The organism is Mesorhizobium tianshanense (assembly GCF_007830515.1).
GTDB classification, from domain to species: Bacteria; Pseudomonadota; Alphaproteobacteria; order Rhizobiales; family Rhizobiaceae; genus Mesorhizobium; species Mesorhizobium tianshanense.
Map to the genome: position 1 here is coordinate 75,069 of NZ_VLKT01000026.1, position 19,294 is coordinate 94,362.

A 19,294-nucleotide genomic window follows, 5' to 3' on the forward strand; every position below is an offset into this window, starting at 1 on the left:
GATTTATGTCCGACCTAGGGCTGATTTGAGCTCTTCGCGGACGAGAGAGCGGATCTGCTCACGCAGCAGCGCCAGTTCGTGAGGTGCGGGCGCAGATCGTGCGGGTTGCGCGGGGACCGAGACTGTTGAACTTGGCGTCTTCCATGGAGTCAGGCCCTCGAAATTGCCGAAGGGCAAACGCTCATCGGTGGGGTAAGCAATGCTGCTCCAGTTCATGAGCGAAGCCGGCGTGAGATTTTCGCCGAGCGCGCTGCCGCCCATGAAACCTGTCCCGATCGTCATCGTCGGACCAAGATTAGTGCCGAAACCGGCGGCCCCCTGAGAGCAGGGTGCGTTCACAACCGTGCGAAGGGCAGGCACGGCAGCGGCATAAGCCATGATCGTCGTTTCATTCTGGGAGTGGATAGCCGCCGAATGGCCACCCCCAGATTTGCGGGTCATCGAGCGAGCAGCACGAATTGCTTCGTCGACTCCGCCCACAGGTGCGAATCCGAGAACCGGACAGAGTTTCTCGCGTGTGAAATGCTCTTCAGGCAGCAGGCGATCAATGGGGACAAGCAGGACCTTGGCATTGCTCGCGATGGTAAAGCCACAGGCTCGGGCGATGATCGAAGCGTCCTTACCGATAGCGTCGACATTGAACCCCTTGTCATTCCAAAGGAACGCCCGCAGCTTCTCGCGTTCGCTGGGAGAGCAAAGATGTGCTCCAGCTGTCCGCAGTGTATCGAGGAGTTGATTGGCGATGCCTTTCTCCGCAAGCACGACCGATTCATTGGTACACAAGATTGAATTGTCGAACGACTTGCTTTCGACTATCCGTGCTGCCGCGGCCGTAAGGTCCGCGCTGGAGTCGACGTAGACCGGTCCGTTGCCTGGTCCCACACCCAAGGCGGGCGTGCCTGAGCGATATGCCGCACGGACGACCGCCGGCCCACCCGTCGCGACGACGAGATCGACGCGTTCATCGCCCATCAGACCTTCGATAACTGGAATTGACGGTTCCCGCACCACTTGGATTACCCCGTCGGGGGCACCCGCCTTCACTGCCTCTGCTGCGAGCAAATCGGCTGCATCGGCACAGCATGCTTTTGCAGCGGGATGCGGACAGATGACGATCGCATTGCGCGTGAGAAGGGCAAGGATGGTCTTGAAAAACACAGTTGCGACCGGGTTTGTCGATGGCGTCAGTGCGAGGATGACACCAGCAGGTCGACCGATACGAACAAGTCTGCGATCGCCATCAATCGCTGGGCCGGTCCAATCTGTGTCCTTGTAGGTGTCGAATATTCCAAGAGAACACAACTCGTTCTTCAGGCGCTTGTGTTCAACAACACCGAAACCGGTTTCCTTCACTGCCCATTCGGCATAGCGCGCTGCTTGGCTGTGTGCCGCTTGAGCGACGGCTTTGGCGATCTTCAATGTCGCTACGGGGTCGTATCGGGCGAACGTCGTCGCAGCCCATCGGGCGCGATCAAGCATCGCGCCGTGGGTGTCGCTATGCGATGAGAAATTCAGTTTTGCTGTCTCGGTAGCCATTGATCACCTAAGCGGCGGCACGCACGGAGGGGGCCTGCGAGATAAGCTCGCGCATGCGCGGGAGGGCGACACGAAACCGATCCACGACCTCCTCCGCCAGGGTGGATGACATCAACACTCCGGGCTTAAATTGCAGAACGCGCTTGTCGAGAGACGAGAAGATCGCCCAGACACCATTTTCATAGAGCGCGCGTGAAGCGTGAACAGCCCCTTCGGGGTGAGCAAACTCGACTCCCATGACCACGCCTTTTTGACGCAGACCCACGACGACATCGCCATCATTTTGGATCATGTCTCTGAAAGCATCACCGAAATATCGAGTGAGATAATGGACGTTCGCGCGGACTTCAGGCCGCTGCAGGATTTCAAGCACCTTCAAAGCGACGAAGCAGCCGGGCTCAGCGCCACCAGAGGTCGAAATATGTGCTGCACCGTCCTCTTCCATCCACGCACCAGTCCTTTTGGTAAGCATGGTGACCGCGAATGGATAGATGCCGCCGCTGATCCCCTTCGCGTTGACAAAGATGTCAGGCTGTACGCCGTAGGATTGCCACCCCCACATCTCACCGGTGCGCAGTAGGCCTGTCTGAACTTCATCGGCGATATAGAGTGCCCCGTATCGTTCACACAGCGCCTTGACCGACTGATTGTACCCGTCGTGCGGCATGGGAAAGCCGTAGGTGGCAGGAATCGTCTCCAAAATCACGGCTGCAATGTCTCGCGACGAAAGGGCGCGTTCCATTGCGGTGAGGTCGTTGAACGGCACATGGATAAACTCTTCGGGCCTATCCGACAGAAATATCTTTGAAAAGCGCGCATCCCCAGTGGCCACCGAAAGGCCGGAATGACCGTGATAGCCTTTTATGATCGATACGATCTTGCGTCGTTGGGTAGCATAACGGGCCGACTTGATCGCCACATCGACAGCCTCGGCGCCGCCTGGCGCAAAGAAGGCGTAATCAAAACCCGGGCAGACCTTCACTAGGGCCTCAGCCAACGCCGTACGAGCGACAGACGGGAACCAATGATTGCCGATGTCGAAATGGTCGAGCGCGGTCTTCAGCGTGTCGATTAGTTCGGCATTGCGATGGCCAAAATTGAACGTGCCGCCGTTGATGTGGAGATCGATCAGGCGCTTCCCGTCCATATCATGAATGACGTAGCCCTCCCGCTTGTCGATAACGAGGTCTATGCCGGCATCTCTCCAGAACTTCGTCTTCCCAGGATTCCAGTAAGCAATCGACTTCTCGATCACCTCCTCCTTCGATGAAAACTTAAACATGCCGTAGTCGAACATTGGGTTCCCGATTGGTGTGAGGGATCACGCCGGGGCGGTCAGCGGTACTAGAAAAACAACATTTCCAACATTTCCAACATTTCAGTCAGTGTGTCAATTGCCATTTACGACAGCCTGCTATTCTCTTTGGGGGAAACGGCTGGCTAGGATCTAGAAGGCGGACAGAGCGTGACTGGCCTCGCAGATAGCCGCGAAATGCCGTTGTGTGATCTCGTGGCATAAACTAAAGGAATGCCACAATGTCCACCAACTACCGCCAAGATGAGATACGGCGACAGCTCGCTGCGAATGGCCGGGTTCGCGTCGAAGCGATCGCGCAATCGTTAGATGTTAGTACCGAGACGATACGGAGGGATCTGACTGATCTTGAGGCAAAAGGTCTCGTTCGTCGTATCCACGGAGGGGCAGTGCCGTTCCATGTCGATCAGGAACCGACTGTCGCAGAGAGAGCCCGCGTCCGTACTCGCGAGAAATCCTTACTCGGTGCAGTTGCCGCCGATCTCGCTGAAAATGGAATGTCGATTTTCATCGATGCGGGTTCGACACAATCCGCTTGCGCTCGCCATCTGATCGGTCGGGCCAATTTGACCGTCACCACGAATTCACTTGATATCGCCGCGAGCCTTTCTCAATCGCCGGGAATTCGTGTTCGGGTCGCGCCGGGCATCGTCCGTAAGGGTGACAACGCGATGAGCGGCCAAGATGCTATCAGCTACATCGAACGTTTTGCGTTCGACCTCGCTCTTGTTGGAATCGGAGCATGCGATTCAGAACTCGGCTGGATGGATTTCGAGGAGGAAGAAGCCAATTTGCGGCGCCTGGTGTTACGCCGAGCGAGCAGGCTTGTGATTTTGGCCGACAGCAGCAAGTTCGGTAGGCGTGCCGCCGTGCGGACGTATCCGATCACCCAGGCGTTGACGGTGGCAACGGATCGCCTCCCGCCGGCACCATTCTCGGGGGTATTAGGTAACTCAGGCGTGAGTGTGCTTGTGCCGAAAAATCTCCGCGAGGTTCGTGGATAGAGACACATGAGGGCTCACCAAGTCCGTCGGCCCGAGACCGCCAAGCATGGACCTGGGCCAGTTACAGACAGCGTCAATTCGCTGACAATGGGGCCATTGGTGGTGCGAAACTAGGCCGGCGGTAGCCCGCTCAATTTTTCTTGGGCGGCAGACTAGGCTGCAAGCCCGATCAGATGACGATCTTTGGCCGGGCCAGACAGCAGTGGCAATGGTTCCGCACAAGGGTAGCGGTCCGGCCCATGCATGGTTCGTTTCGGTTATTCCAATCCAAGTGCCCGCTTTTGACGGTTGGCATATGTTTGGATTAGCCTGTCGACAATTATTGACAGCGATGCCACGCAGATGCCCGCTACTAGCCCGCGACCGGTATCGGCGCGGCTAAGACCGATATAGACCTCTTGACCGAGATCTTGCGTGCCAACCAAAGCCGTGACAACAAGCATTGAAATCGCTAGCATTATTGTCTGGTTGAGACCCAGCAGAATCTCCGGCATTGCCATCGGTAAGCGAATCTTCAAAAGCGTCTGTATACGGCTAGCGCCCATCGCCTTTGCCCCTTCGAGCAAACCGGGATCGACACGCCGAATTCCCATGTCCGTGTACCGGATCACAGGCGTGACCGCATACAAAACGACAGCAATGATCGCGGGGACATCACCGACATGGAATAACATGACGACGGGTACCAGATAGACAAAAGAAGGTAACGTTTGCAAAGTGTTGCAGATAGTCCCCAGAACTGCGGACATCCGATCATTTAGGGCGCCTGCTATTCCAAGGGGCAATCCCAGCAGCAGCGAGATCGTTACGGAGATGCCAATGAGGTATACCGTGGTCATTGATGCTCGCCAAAAGCCAGTGAGCAAAATAAATGCAAGAAGAGCCACGATGGTTATCAAGAGCCTTGGGCCACCCAACTTCCATGCTACGACCGACAGACCAAAGACAACAAATAACCAAGGCAATCCAACAACAATGTCTCGAATAGGATTCAATAAATAAATGTACATGAATCCAGTGAATGTATCGATCGCATCACCATAGGTTATAGTTACATAATCCAGCCCCTTTGCAACGTAAGGTGCGATAGAAAGCTGCATCTCGGCTGGGACCGAACGGGCAAACGGCCATATATATGATGCACCCATCGCAAGAATGGCGATCGCAATTCCAGTAACCAAATAACCAATCCAGCCTCTATTTCGCACAGGGCTATCCGCTACGCGCTGAGTATAGGCTATTGAGAGGCGGTCAAGGCTGATGGCCATCAAAACGATGGCAAAACCTGCCTCGAGACCCCGGCCTGTATTGAGCGTGCGCAGGGCCTTGAGAACGTCAAATCCAAGACCTCCGGCGCCGATAATCGATGCGATGATGACGGCGTTGAGAGAAAGAACGACGACTTGGTTCATGCCTACTGTTAGCAGTGGCCGCGACGATGGTACGAGTATCTTGCGAATCATCTGGCGCTTGGTTGCACCTACAACACGCCCGAGCTCAATGAGTTCATCCGACGTAGTCTTAAAGGCAAGGAGCGTTGTCCTTACCATTGCCGGCATTGAGTAGATCATCGTTCCGAGCATCGCCGAGACGGGGCTGAAGCCGAAGAGAAAGAGAATAGGGAGCAAGTAGGCAAATATCGGGACGGTTTGCATGAAATCGAGGATGACAAGCGTTGCCGCCTCCACCTTGCGATTACCGAAAACGACCACTGCAACGGAAAATCCAGCTGCGCAGCTCAGCGGCACTGCCACGAGGATTGAAGCAAAGGTCATCATGGAGCTTTCCCACAACCCAAAAAGCACCATATACAAGAAGCAGCAAAGATTAAGGACCGCGAGCCGCCAACCCCCGATCGCGTGCCCGACTAAGGTCATAAGACAAACAACACCGATCCAGGAGACCGGCATAATTCTAAATTCCTTCGTGATCGGGACGCCTTTCCACAGAAAGGCATTTGCGGCGGAGAGCGGCCAATTCATGATCCGCGCTGCAGCGCGAGTAACCTCTTGGAAGGTTACCGGCCCGAAGTGGGCATCCTTGATTAGCCAATCCATTGCGGCGCCAATCCACAAAGAGATAGGCAGAAGAGGCCCCTCTGGGGGAATATTTGCCCAGGCAATTCGGCTAGTCGTGAACCAAACGCCAACGATAACCAAAGCGAGTAGCCAGACTGAACTGTTTTTCTGGTTCGTTGTGGTTGCCGTTTGCCACATCATCACGACTCAGGAAACAACACTGAAAGAACGGCGTCGCGACTAACGGCGCCCACCACTCTTCCGGCATCATCGACCACACGTGTTGCCCCTTCACTATCGAGGACTTGACGCGCAACGGTCTCGATTCGACAGTTTGATTTGACAGGATTTGCGGCTGAAGCACCTTGCCAATCGCGCTGCATGATTGCCGCAACTGTTACGACTTTGGCGCGTGAAACATGTCGGGTAAACTCGGCGATGTAGTCCGTAGCTGGTGACAGAACGAGTTGTTCGGGAGAGCCGATCTGTTCGACAATCCCATCTTTCAGAATTGCAACGCGATCGGCAATTCGAACGGCCTCGTCGAAATCATGGGTTATAAAGATCACGGTCTTCCGCAAAATACGTTGTAGTCGAAGCAATTCATTCTGCAGTTCGCGGCGGATCAATGGATCGAGCGCCGAAAAAGGCTCATCAAGGAACCAAACCTCTGGTTCCGTCGTCAACGATCGGGCAATTCCAACTCGCTGTCTCTGCCCTCCAGATAGCTCGCGCGGATAGTTTCCTTCACGACCCTTCAGGCCGACCAATTCGATCATCTCGGCCGCCCGGGATTCGCGTGTGGGCTGCCCTATGCCCTGAATTTCAAGCGGAAAGGCAACGTTCTGAAGCACGGTTAGATGGGGGAGCAGTGCGAAATGCTGGAAAACCATGCTCATCTTGTGCCGCCGCAACCAGATGAGCTCTTTTTCGGGAACCGTCACAAGGTCGCGGTTTTCGAACAGGACCTGGCCGGCTGTTGGCTCGATTAGTAGGGAAAGGCACCGAACCAGCGTTGACTTGCCGGAGCCCGACAATCCCATAATGACAAATATCTCACCTTCGCGAATATCTACTGAAACGTCACGCAAGGCTGCAACCAAGCCATGACTCTGCAATAGCTCGGACGTCGGAGTGAAATTCCTTTGCTGTAGGATTCGAGCAGCGTTGGAGCCGTAGACCTTCCAGAGTCCTCTGCATGCGAGCTTTGTCGACTGGGGTCGATCCCCGGTGTTTTCCGGGCCTGCGGATGCTCTCATCTACATAATCTCCCTGCCGGAACGTCGTACGGCCCTTCAATAGTAACGGACGCTTCGGTGTGGAGGGATGGCATTGCCAAATAGCGAGATAAAATCTGTTTGAATAGAATAACATGTCCTAAGAAGTTCTGATGAAAAAGAACTTGAAGGATAGGCCGCGTTTGCCTGCAGGAATCCGGGAAGACATTGATAATCATTATAATACTCAGAACGGTGTACCCAGGGCCGAATATACTATTCCAATTGGGAGCTTAATTCGGGCAGGACGACAAAGAGATCCCCGACAAGGCCGTAGTCGGCGACCTGGAAGATGGGGGCTTCCTCGTCCTTGTTGATGGCAACTATGACCTTGGAATCCTTCATGCCGGCAAGATGCTGGATCGCCCCGGATATGCCGACCGCAATGTAGAGGTCGGGGGCCACTACCTTGCCGGTCTGGCCAACCTGCCAGTCGTTCGGGGCGTAGCCCGCATCAACCGCGGCACGAGAGGCACCGACGGCGGCGCCAAGCTTGTCCGCGACTGGCAGGATGACCTCTTGGAATTTTTCCGAAGAGCCGAGCGCGCGACCGCCCGAGATAATGATCCTGGCCGAAGTCAATTCCGGACGGTCGTTGTCCGACAATTGGTTGTCGATAAAGGTCGAGAGACCAGGATTGGCGGCACCGTTCACAGTCTCTACCGGAGCGGAACCGCCTGACGCCGCCGCCTGGAAGGACGCAGTGCGGACTGTGACCACCTTCTTGGCGTCGGTCGACTGCACGGTCTGGATTGCGTTGCCGGCATAGATCGGCCGCTTGAACGTGTCCGGGCTGACGACTTCGATGATCTCGGAAATCTGCGCCACGTCGAGCAGGGCGGCGATACGTGGCGAGACGTTCTTACCCGAAGACGTAGCCGGCGCGATGATCGTGTCATAGCTGCCGGCCAGCGCTACGACGGTTGCCGCCAGCGGCTCGGCTAGGCTCTGTTCCAGCTCGTCGGCCTCGACGAGCAGGACCTTTTTGGCGCCTTCGAGCTTCGCTGCAGCGGCGGCGGCCCTTTTCGCGCCTTTGCCGGCGACGAGGATATGCACCTCTGGGCCGATTTTCAGCGCAGCCGATAGCGCCTTGGCGGTCTGGTCGGAGACGGTCTCGTTGTCATGCTCGGCGATGAGGAGAATGGCCACGGTCATTTTTCCTTTCTGAACTTCAGAGCACGCCGGCTTCGTTCTTGAGCTTGTCGATCAGCTCGGCGACGCTTTTGACCTTCACGCCGGCCTTGCGGCCGCTTGGTTCCTCGGTCTTGACTATCTTCAGCCGCGGCTTGACGTCGGCGCCGTAGTCGGCCGGGGTTTTTTCGTCCAGCGGCTTCTTCTTGGCCTTCATGATGTTGGGCAGCGAGGCATAGCGCGGCTGGTTGAGGCGAAGGTCGGCGGTGACGATCGCTGGCATCGACAGTTTCAATGTCTGCAAGCCGCCGTCCACTTCGCGCGTCACATTCAGCTTCTTGCCTTCGACGGCGATCTTCGAGGCGAAGGTGCCCTGGCTCCAGCCGAGCAACGCCGAAAGCATCTGGCCGGTCTGGTTGGCGTCGTCGTCGATCGCCTGTTTGCCGAGAATGACCAGCCCTGGCTGCTCGGCCTCGACCACCCCCTTCAGCACCTTGGCCACCCCCAGCGGTTCCACCTGCTCGTCGACCTTGACCAGGATGCCACGGTCGGCGCCCATGGCGAGCGCGGTGCGCAGCGTTTCCTGGGCCTGCTGAGGTCCGATTGAAACGACGATGATCTCGTCCACCTTCCCGGCTTCCTTCAACCGGATGGCTTCCTCGACGGCGATTTCGTCGAACGGGTTCATCGCCATCTTCACATTGGTGAGTTCGACCGCCGACCCATCCGGCTTCACGCGGACCTTAACATTCGCATCCACAACCCGCTTTATGGGCACAAGGATTTTCATTTTTTCCATCCAATGCAAAAGGTTCAGGAACCAGCGACAGAAACCATCCGCCAACCTGGGGCGATTGATTGATCATTCCGAAAATACTGACGCGACTTTCCAGCGTCATGGAACAACGTCGAGTAATCGCAGAACAAACCAAGGCGGCAACAGCATGTTGCTAAGCGCTCGTGGGAGGTGGACGAAAGCGGTCAAGCGCGCGCCTTGGAAGAAGAGGTCTCGCGTGCTGCTGTATACTAGCCTCGCACGCGATCGATATGCGTTCCGAAGTCTGGGCGCTCCATAATTTCCCTGCAACGCGTGAAGCGATCTATTGTATATTCCCAGAAGTCGTCAAACGGGTAGTGAATATCCGACGGCTTGAGCGGGTTCTTATTTGCCACTTGAAGCGCTCCCCAGAGTGTCCACAACAGAAAAACCATCGCCTTTTGCAAAATCATACGGCTGTAAAGCCGTTCCGAGAATTCACCGCCATTATACGCGGTCAGCATAGCTCTATCTTGCCGTTCGTCGAAATAGCCTTCAACGGAGAGATCACCGAGATCCCACATCGGATCATTGTTGCCTGCGAACTCCCAATCGAGCAGATACATTCTGTCAACGGTATTGATAAAATTTTCTGGAACCGGATCATTGTGGCTCGGGACAAGCGGCGGCGCTCCTTTGAGCAGCGCTCCTCGAACAACGAGTGCTTCTTTCTGTAAATCATCATAGCCTTCGGGGAAGCGCCCACCCATCTGCTTCAGAACATCCAGGTATTCCTGCGCCTTTCGCACATCGTTGAATTCCTGGTAAAATGTAGCCCCCGAACGATGCAACTTGGCGAATACCATTCCAGCCCTGGAACATGAATCTAGGTCTTTGAAGAGGTCTGGAGTCATCATAGTCGCGCCATCGATGTAGCGAGTCAGCTGAACGCCAGTGCCCGGCTCATAATGAATGAGCTCCGCGTTTACCCCGAGGTTGGACGTCAAACGGCCCGCTTGCTCATCGGCACGCCTGTCGACGTATTGCTCGGTCCCCTCCCCGGGTACCCGTAAAACATACGAATCCGCGCCGACGGTAATCTTGTAGTTTCGATTTGTAAGACCTCCCACTTTCACGATGGCGATTTGATCCAGCGGAAAATCTCGCAACTGCGGCACTCGAGCTAGGGTGTCTTGAAGACGGGTATTATCTGTGTGTTCCATATCGATCTCCGAAACTTATACTGATTTGAGAAGATCGCGCTGGGTCGCGCGCATCAGTTGGCTGCGCTCGCCGAAGCACTCAATTTCGAATTCACCATTTTTCACTAACGACGACGGCACATATGCGTTCACAACGACCTTTCCGATCGAATGAGCAAAGGCCGCACTCGTGGTCGCGCCTGCAATTTCACCATCCACGTACAGAGCTTCGCCACCGAAAGCGTTTCTAAGCTTATCACTCACGAACGTGCAAAGTCGTCTGGACGGACCTCGCAATTTGGCGTCGCGCAGCGCTACCTGGGATAAGAACGGATCTCGATCTAGGTCGACGCAGAAGCCGAGCCCCGCCTCGTAGGGGTTGTAGTCAGGTGTGATGTCGCTTCCCCAGTACCGATAGCCCTTCTCAATCCTCAAAGAGTCGAGCGCTCGATAGCCCACGTTTCGAAGACCACGAGGGCCGCCAGCTTCCAGCAGGCGCTCATATACATCGCAGGCAAATTCGGATGGAACATGTAGTTCCCAGCCTACTTCTCCGGCGAAGCTTATCGGTAAGGCGCGGACGTGTGCGGCGCCAATGGTAAGAGTACTGAGTTCGCTACCACTTCGGATACCGCCTTCGCCTTCCTCGATAGCGTCGGCGATTATTCCACGTGCCTTGGGTCCCGTTACCAACAAAACAGACCAAGCAGAAGTTACGTCCTCGATCGCAAATTGTGCGTTTGCCGGCGCGTTGGCCCTGATCCATTCGACATCGCGAACGCCGTTGCCGGTTCCTGTTACATAGTAGAAGCGATTGTGTGACAGTCGTGTGATAGAAACGTCTGCTTCAATCCCCCCTCGTTTGTTGCAAAGTTGAGTGTAACTGACGGCGCCGATGGATTTGTCAAGGTTGCGAACAGATAAGAATTGCAAGACGTTGAACGCATCAGGGCCATGTATTTCATACTTTGCAAACGAAGTGAGATCAAATATGCCAGCAGCATTGCGAACCGCATTGTGTTCATCGGCTACTGGTGAAAACCAATTGGGGCGATCGAAGCTTGGGCGCTCTACCGCCTCGCCCACACCGGATGCAAACCAATTCGGTCGTTCCCAGCCAAACTTGGCGCCATATACGGCCTGCTTCTGCTTGAGGAGAGAATAAAGAGGGCTTCGTCTGAAGCCTCGGCTTGATGAGGTCTCGTGGCCGGGCGGTTGAAGTCGATAGTGATCGCCGTAGACCTCAATTGCTCTTGGAAAGAGATAAGACTTTGCACCGTGATGATCTCCGAAACGGCGCGCATCGACCGGCCAAAGGTCCATTGACGGCTGCCCTTCTAGGATCCATTCGGCCATCACCTTGCCAATTCCTCCGCCGGCCGCGATTCCGACGACGCAACCCGATGCGACGAATGTGTTTTCCAATCCCGGTATCGGACCCATCACAAAGTCGCCATCCGCGGAGAACGGTATCGGTCCCGTAATCACATCGCGGATTCCAAGCTCCGCGAGTAGCGGGGTACGTTTGATAGCGGCTTCGATAAAGGGCTCGAACCGATCCATTGCGGGAGGAAGAAGTTCCCGGCCGAACGCACCCGGGATAGGATTGGCATCAAATGCAGCGGTGTTGGGCTCCCAGCATCCGACCACCAATCCATTAGATTCTGGCTTGTAGTAAACGGATAAATCCGGATCGCGCATGGACGGCATATTCGAGTCCATACCGTCGATCGGTTGAGTAATCAGATACTGATGAACGAGACCGCAGCACGCAAGATTAACTTGCATCAATTTGCCAATCTCACGCGCCCATACGCCCGCGGCATTCACCACAATGCGACATCTGACGTCACCTTCAGTAGTTCGGACTGCGTTGATGCGTCGTCCGCTACGTTCAAAGCCGTTAACAGCCACGTGTTGGAAGATCTTGACCCCGTGTTTGCGCGCGCCAGCTGCAAAGGAGAGCGTGAGGCTTGTGGGGTCGGCTACGCCGTCGCCTGGCACGAAGAGTGCCCCGAGGACGTCTTTTGTTTCTGCAATCGGAAACAGGTCCGCAATTTCCTTTGGGGTGATGATGGCCGCCTCCAGGCCAACGCTCTTTGCAATGGTGTTGGAGCGCTTTGCCTCAAGAAGGCGCTCTGGAGTGGAGGCAAGCCTTAAGCTGCCGGTCCGCCGCCAACCGGACGCAAGCCCGGTCTCTGCCTCAAGCCCTTCGTAGATATTGACGCTGGTTTGCAGCAGGCGGCTCAAGTTGCGGGAAGAACGCAATTGACCGACCATACCCGCCGCATGCCACGTCGAGCCGTGGGTCAGCTCGTTTTTTTCGAGTAGGATGACGTCTTTTGCGCCTGCCTTTGCCAGATGGAAAGCGATGGACGTCCCCAATACGCCGCCGCCGATCACTACAATTTCCGCTTGTGAGGGGAACACCGTCATTGCACGCTCCAAAACGTCTGGTCTACAGCAGAAATCTGGTCTATACCAGCACAAACGAAAGCAGTTTGCAACCCGTCTTCCTCGGGTCTGCAATATGAAAACGAGCATGGTAGCTGCGATTCATGCCGGCGTTCATTCTGACAGGCCGGATTCCGCCAAAGAGGCAGTTAGGCTCAGTGAGAAACTGTGATTGATAGAGTTCCGGATGCTATACTGAGCGCGAGGGATCAGGCCGGCGATGCGGCCCGTTTGTCCGCATCCCGAAAGTCGCTGAATATAGCGTTCATCCATTCCTTATTGCTGCGCGTTGGTGCCGACGGTCCGGCCACTGCGCGAGGCGCGCGCTGGTCCAAGGCACCGCCTCTGCCGGGTCGGCAGATTTGGATGGGCTTCCGCCGCCATGCCGTTCGAGATCCAGGCAGCCGCGCTGGTGCAATTAATGTGTCTTGCTCGCGCGCCGACGCGCAACGCAGGCAGAAGACAAAACCACATTCCTCACCTCGAGCCGATCCGCACCTTCGTGCGGGTCGGCTGGCCAAGATGAGTCCGTTGAGTAACAAAGTTTAGGTGCAAGGATATTCCGAGACATCAATAGACATCAAGGTGGTCATTTCACCCATTCGTTCCAAACGGTGGTATTATCCATTATCCATTGATCAGCGACATCTTTCGCCTGTTTGCCGTCCAAGTCAGCTGATTTGATTAAATCGGCATAGGTTGTGACATCGAAAGCCACTTTCCGCAGAATTGAGTAGGCATGAGGCCAAGTCGCCTCCCCGCCCGCCCATGCAGCCTTATGAATATCGCCGTAAGGCTTTCCGCAGTCATATCTCTTGGCTTCGTAGCATTCGGCGGTATAAGGAGGAAATTCGACCCACTCTCCTTGGAATTTGGTCGGCCACCAGTGCGGCGAATAGACCCAAAGCATGATAGGGGACTTGCGTTTGTAAGCTGAATCGAGCTCAGCCCAGAGATTTGCATCTGTACCCGCATGGATGACTGTCCAGGGTAACTTGAGAGCATGAATTCGCTCTTCGTCAAAACCCTCCCACGTCACTGGACCCCCGAGATATCGGCCCTTAGATGCTGTCTGGGGGGTAGAAAAGGCTTTTGCACAGTCCTCATTCAACAGCGCATGCCAATCGGGAAGACCCGGACATTTTTCCTTCATATAGAGCGGATACCACCATTCTTCGCGGGCCTTAAGACCAAGCGGCCCCATGTCGATCAAATTGCCTGTTGCCATTGACGCTGCAAACCGATCGCCTTGTGTGGTTGGCCAGATCTCTGTCTGCATAGTGATGTCGCCGGTCTCCAAACCAGCGAATTGGGCCATAGCGTCGGCCTGAACGTACTCGACAACGTAGCCCTGTTTCTCCAGCACCCCGCCCAGGATATAAGACGATATGTTCTGGCTCGACCAGTCATTGAGAGAGATCTTGATTGGCTCGGTAGACTCCGGCTCGATCGCGTCCGATGGGCTCGACAACAGCAGAAGGGCAACTGATACTGCTGTAGTCGACTCCGTCAGAAAACGAAATATTGTTCTCATATTCGTCATTGTTTCCCTCTTGTGTTTATGGTTTGGCCAGCTTTTATTCTTTGGTCGCACACCTCAGTAGTCATGTGGCTGAATTGTAGATCAACCGATCGCGCGTCTCCGTCACACGTTTCGTCTCACCAAAACCTCTGACCTTGGGTGAGGTTATCCAACGGCGACGGTCGCCAAGTGAGCATGTCGCGTAGTACATTCGCGGTGTTGATCAGTGAGGAAATGAAACCCAAGCCGTGAACATGTTCGGCCGTGCATGTCCAAGGGTATACCAACAGGAGTGGTATATACCAGATCGTGGATCCACTCAAGGGGGGTCTTTGACCGCGCCTGGCCGCGGGACTGCTGCGCTGTGACAGGACATCCCAACGACTCCGACGATAGCTATCCGCGAATTGCGAATGGCCGCGACATGGAGCGCATCATTTGTGTTTTGGCGACCTCCCGAAAGACAGCCTCAACGGCCGCTAGCTATAGCTAGCACGTTCCTCGATAGCGCGCGGCATATTTGCCATACGCTTTATTGAAACGTCCAAGGTGATCATTGGTATAGGCGACATAGTCGACGCCTTCGACGCTCATGTGGAGTTCCGAGACCATGCTCCACATAGCTTCTCGCCACTGAGCTATACATCGCATTGCGTCGAACCTCCGGCGATCCGCTTCGGTGGGTTCTCGGTTCAAGTAAGACGTCAACAGTCGGGTTTCCTCCACACGCGTGAAGTCCGACAAGGCCGCGATATTGCCTAGATCAAAGAATGGATCGCCATATGCGCCGTATTCCCAGTCAATGAGCCAGATACGATTTCCGTCGTCGATAAAATTGCCCGCAAGCAGATCATTGTGGCAGACGCAAAGATCTGTAGGATGCACGTCGTTCTCGAGCCGATCAACTGCCGTCAACAGTGTTGACAATTGCGGCATCATTCGACTTGCGCCTTCTCTCAGGGTTTGAGCGTAGTCGCGAAAGATATGGAAAGGCCAAAAAAGGAATGCTGGGCCGCGGACGTGCTTATAAAGCTCTTGGTGAGCGTTTCGCACGATGTCGGCTATTCTCGAGATATTTTCCTTGACGTTTTCCTCGCGAAAAGTGTGGCCTTCGACGAAATCAAACACCATCACGCCTGGTTGGGAGTAAGCAATCTTCGGCGACAGGCCAACTGCAGCCGCTGCTTTGCTGACTTCAAGCTCACGGTTACGGATCACATGATGAGCAGGCACATCGCACCCAAGGCGCGCGACGAAGCTTGCGGAACCGTGGACGACCTTGAAGCAGACATTGCTTAGCCCGCCAGAAAGTGGGATCAGGTCTATCGGCTCCGACCAGCACGGCAGGCCTCGAACGAATAGTGCATGCCTACTCTCCGCGACGCTGCCAGCCTTTTCAAGTGATCGCGTTGGGCAAGGTGTCATCCTTATCATCCTACCGCTAATCCAGTGCAGTCTTTACCATCAGCTTGCAATCTGGTCTATACCAAAAGGCGTGACACAACGTCAGCGGGAGTGCTAGGATTCCAGGAGGGTCTTAAGAAATGCAGTTGCATGAGACAGTCGTCGATCGCTTGGGCGAGGTTCATGCATTTCGTCGAAATCGGAGCTAAAGATTGACAACCAAAGGCAATGCCATTCCGATCATCAAAATCATCTGCGACGACATTGCAGAACAAATCAGATCAGGCGCTACCGCGCCTGGAACGAAGCTTCCTTCTGAGCGAGAATTGGGCGACAATCGCCGCATAAGCCGCATGACGGCCCGCCGTATATATGAGCGTCTCGAAAGCGAGGGCCTTGTATCTCGCTCGCATCGGCGCGGCTGGTTCGTTGCCGAAGCCCGCCTACAATTCGCATTAATGAAATCTGTGAGTTTCATCAACAGTGCGGCCGTTCGGGGTAGGGACGCACGTGCGTTGCTCCTTGGTGCCGAGAAGATTATCCCGCCGGAATTTGCTCGTGAGCAGCTGAAGCTGAGGAGAAATGAAGAGGCCCTATTTGTAAGGCGGGTCTTGCAGTTGGGTGATAGACCCGCCGCTATCGAGACCATGTATCTAACGCACGTGCGCTTTCCTAATTTTCTCGATCATCCATTAACTGGCTCTATCCTGTCGCTATGGCAAGACGTCTACGGCATCACCGTGGGACATGCGGACGCAACGCTACGGGGCACGTTCCTCTCCGATGAGGACGCGGATTTGTTAAGCGTGTCGAAAGGATCGCCGACAATTGTCCTCACCCAGACGATGGTTGACCACACGGGAGAACCGTTCGCGTATGATCGACAGGACTGGCGATTTGAGCTAGCTGAGTTCCTCATTTCGGCGGATTTTGAACAAGCCAATAATTAGATGTCCGCAGACTATATTCGAGACTTGGTGTTCTTCGGATCATAGGCTGCTCCAAGCACAATCGTGGCCGAGACGCGCTCGCCGGCAACCTCCAATTCATATTGTGCGGAGAGAAGATAGTCGTCCGTGACACCCGCTGGATTGCGAATATAGCCCAAGCCGAGCGGTTTTCCGATGGAATGGCCGTAGCCTCCACTTGTAAGCCAACCCACCGGTTCGCCGTTTCGGTAAATCGTTTCGCGTCCAAGCAAGATGACTTCCGGAGAATCCGAGACGAGGGTAGCCAACCGCCTCTTTAGCGGCCGTTGGCGTTGGTGCACGAGCGCCTCACGCCCGGTGAATGGTGTGGGTTTGTTGAACGCAACTGCGAATCGAAGTCCTGCCTCCAGAGGCGTGTCATCCGGGCTCACCTCGGCGCCCCAAACGCAAAATCCCTTCTCGATCCTCAAAGAGTCGATCGCGCGATACCCGGCATCTTTCAAACCAAATTGCTGGCCGGCATTCTTGAGCGCGTCATAGACTGTAACCATGTACTCGGTTGGAATATGAAGCTCCCAACCAAGTTCGCCAACGAAGGTCACTCGGAGCGCGCGAACCGGAGCGCCCGCGATGATTATTTCCCGGTATTGTCCAAAGGGAAAAGATTTGGAGTCGAGATCCGCTTCCGCCACTTGCGCTAAAATTGCGCGCGACAGAGGACCCATCAATCCTAACACTCCAAAAGCTGATGTTACGTCGATGCAGTGGACGTCTTCATCTTGTTTTATTTGGCTGGTGATGTAGCAGCGATCATGGTCGCCAACTGCCGTGCCGGTAACAATGTAATAGCTGTCTTGCGACAGCCGCGTTATCGTCAAGTCGCATTCTACCCCTCCACGTTCGTTTAGCATCTGCGTATAGGTAACCCGACCAGGCTGGCGGCCGAGGTCCGCGGAACATATGCGTTGTAGCGCCTCCTCCGCGTTCCGCCCGACTAGCATGAACTTGGAGAATGATGACTGGTCAAAGATAGCCGCGGACTCGCGGCATGCCCGGTGTTCAGCTGCAACTTGCTCAAACCAGTTGGGCCGTTCAAACGTGTAGGTATCCTTGGCTTCCACCCCAACCGGTGCAAACCAATTGGGGCGCTCCCAACCAGATTTGCCACCAAAGCAAGCACCTGCTTCCGTAAGGCGGTCATATAGCGCGCTACGCCGCAATGGGCGCCCTGCTTGAAACTCGAAGTGCGGCCAATGCATTGCGTAGTGATGCCCTTGCCCCTCGAGCGACCGAATCAACACGTTTCGATCGGAGGCGTGAAAAGCTGAGAATCGACGAATGTCCACCGGCCAGAGATCGAATGGCGGTTCGCCATGGGCAACCCAGTGAGCAAGCGCCATTCCAGCGCCCCCGCCTGCCGCAATGCCCATTGCATTGAAGCCGCACCCGACAAAGAAGCCCTTTACCTCAGGCGCCTCGCCGATAATAAAATTTGTGTCCTCGGTGAATGATTCGAGGCCATTGTACCATTTCTTTATGCCGACACCCGACAACGCTGGGAAACGCCTCATCATTGCTGGCATAAACTGCTCGAAGTGGTCCATGAATTCCGGAAAGAGTTTGAACTCCTCGTCGTTCAACGATGGCTTTGCAGAGTAGCTGATTGGATTTGCCTCATAACCTCCAGCAACCAGTCCACCAACCTCTTCCTTGAAGTAGGTCAGGTTGTCCGGGTCTCGCAGTGATGGCATTTCTCGGCGCAACCCATTGATCGGCTCAGTGACAAAATACTGGTGGTGCGCAGCTTGTATCGGCAGGCGCACACCTACACTCTTGGCTAGTTCCCTCGACCAGATCCCGCCGCAGACAACGACAGCATCGCATTCGATCCGCCCGCCGGTGGTGGTGACGGCTCGAACGCGACCGTCTCGAACATCCACGTCCAAAACCGGCGTATCTTCGAATATGCGCACCCCCTTCAGTCGGGCGCCTTTCGCTAGTGACATCACCAGATCCGATGGATTTGCAACGCCATCCGAGGCAACGTAGAGTCCACTGTCCAAATCAGATGTCACGATTCCTGGGCAGAGCGTCTCAATTTCGCGCGGCGACAGCAGTTCCATCTCCAGCCCGAACGATCGCGCAGTCGTTAGCTGCCGGAGAAACTCAATGCGGCGTTCCTTTGTGCAACACAGTCTAAGCGACCCATTGGCTTTCCAGCCCGTTGCAAGCCCCGTCTCCTTTTCAAGGCGTGCATATAGATCGACTGAGTAACTCAACAACTTCGTTATATTGGAGGTGGACCGGAGCTGCCCAACCATCCCCGCGGCATGCCACGTTGAGCCAGACGTCAGTTTCCCACGTTCCAGCAGAATGATGTCCGTCCAGCCCAACTGGGCGAGATGGTAGGCGGTAGAGCACCCGGCGATCCCTCCTCCTATAATGACAACCTGAGACTTTGCCGGAACTGCGTTCATGATGCTCACCTAGTGATTGAAGCTTGTACTGGTATATACCAGATATCACACTGGGTAAAGGATGTTCCTGCGTTCTTCCCAAATCGAGGCGATCTCAGAGGCTCCACCCCAATGCGGGGGCATGTTCGCGAGTGCGGTGCCGGGCATCCGCCTGCTTGCAGTGGCAAAGGTAGAACTCCGGACACGGAGATATTGGCCTCATGATCAATCTTCGCGGACCGTAGGTGCAGATAAACCTCAGCACACCGCGTGCGTTGTTTACCGGCGA

The 19,294-nt window shown here is 55.2% G+C and carries 13 protein-coding genes; 2 read left to right on the forward strand and 11 right to left on the reverse strand.

Annotated features, from left to right (window positions below):
• Positions 1-3 precede the first annotated feature (3 nt).
• Together IQ26_RS20825 and IQ26_RS20830 are read right to left on the reverse strand one after the other, a co-directional pair.
• Positions 4-1,536: an aldehyde dehydrogenase family protein gene (locus IQ26_RS20825; protein WP_145720224.1), complete on the reverse strand. Its 1,533-nt coding sequence runs from the start codon at positions 1,534-1,536 to the stop codon at positions 4-6.
• 7 nt (positions 1,537-1,543) lie between these two features.
• Entirely contained in the window at positions 1,544-2,833 is a 1,290-nt protein-coding gene (locus tag IQ26_RS20830; RefSeq protein WP_145720225.1) for a class-III pyridoxal-phosphate-dependent aminotransferase, read from the reverse strand.
• A 239-nt stretch (positions 2,834-3,072) separates the two neighbouring features.
• Between IQ26_RS20830 and IQ26_RS20835 the strand changes: the two genes are divergently transcribed.
• Positions 3,073-3,855: a DeoR/GlpR family DNA-binding transcription regulator gene (locus IQ26_RS20835; protein ID WP_145720226.1), complete on the forward strand. Its 783-nt coding sequence runs from the start codon at positions 3,073-3,075 to the stop codon at positions 3,853-3,855.
• 257 nt (positions 3,856-4,112) lie between these two features.
• Here the strand turns inward: IQ26_RS20835 and IQ26_RS20840 are convergent, their stop codons facing one another.
• From IQ26_RS20840 to IQ26_RS20875, 8 genes are all read right to left on the reverse strand, one after another.
• Positions 4,113-6,074 (reverse strand): ABC transporter permease, encoded by a 1,962-nt coding sequence (locus tag IQ26_RS20840; RefSeq protein WP_145720227.1) that lies wholly within the window; start codon positions 6,072-6,074, stop codon positions 4,113-4,115.
• Positions 6,074-7,132 (reverse strand): quaternary amine ABC transporter ATP-binding protein, encoded by a 1,059-nt coding sequence (locus IQ26_RS20845; protein WP_145720228.1) that lies wholly within the window; start codon positions 7,130-7,132, stop codon positions 6,074-6,076. Before IQ26_RS20845 ends, IQ26_RS20840 begins: the two co-directional genes overlap by 1 nt.
• Before the next feature lie 234 nt (positions 7,133-7,366).
• Positions 7,367-8,299 (reverse strand): electron transfer flavoprotein subunit alpha/FixB family protein, encoded by a 933-nt coding sequence (locus tag IQ26_RS20850; RefSeq protein WP_145720229.1) that lies wholly within the window; start codon positions 8,297-8,299, stop codon positions 7,367-7,369.
• Positions 8,300-8,321: 22 nt separating this feature from the next.
• Entirely contained in the window at positions 8,322-9,071 is a 750-nt protein-coding gene (locus IQ26_RS20855; protein WP_145720230.1) for an electron transfer flavoprotein subunit beta/FixA family protein, read from the reverse strand.
• 236 nt (positions 9,072-9,307) lie between these two features.
• Positions 9,308-10,261, reverse strand: a complete 954-nt coding sequence (locus tag IQ26_RS20860; RefSeq protein ID WP_145720231.1) for a choline/ethanolamine kinase family protein — start codon at positions 10,259-10,261, stop codon at positions 9,308-9,310.
• 15 nt (positions 10,262-10,276) lie between these two features.
• A complete protein-coding gene (locus IQ26_RS20865; protein ID WP_145720232.1) occupies positions 10,277-12,676 on the reverse strand; it encodes a GcvT family protein in 2,400 nt (799 codons plus the stop codon).
• Positions 12,677-13,283: 607 nt separating this feature from the next.
• Entirely contained in the window at positions 13,284-14,237 is a 954-nt protein-coding gene (locus tag IQ26_RS20870) for an ABC transporter substrate-binding protein (RefSeq protein ID WP_240547183.1), read from the reverse strand.
• Between the two features lie 468 nt (positions 14,238-14,705).
• Complete coding sequence (locus tag IQ26_RS20875) at positions 14,706-15,650, reverse strand: choline kinase family protein (protein WP_145720233.1); 945 nt, start codon at positions 15,648-15,650, stop codon at positions 14,706-14,708.
• Positions 15,651-15,832: 182 nt separating this feature from the next.
• On the opposite strand from IQ26_RS20875, the gene IQ26_RS20880 reads away from it, so the two are divergent.
• A complete protein-coding gene (locus IQ26_RS20880; RefSeq protein ID WP_145720234.1) occupies positions 15,833-16,570 on the forward strand; it encodes a GntR family transcriptional regulator in 738 nt (245 codons plus the stop codon).
• A gap of 11 nt (positions 16,571-16,581) precedes the next feature.
• On the opposite strand, the gene IQ26_RS20885 is transcribed toward IQ26_RS20880, so the two are convergent.
• Entirely contained in the window at positions 16,582-19,029 is a 2,448-nt protein-coding gene (locus IQ26_RS20885) for a GcvT family protein (RefSeq protein ID WP_407660222.1), read from the reverse strand.
• Positions 19,030-19,294: the final 265 nt, after the last annotated feature.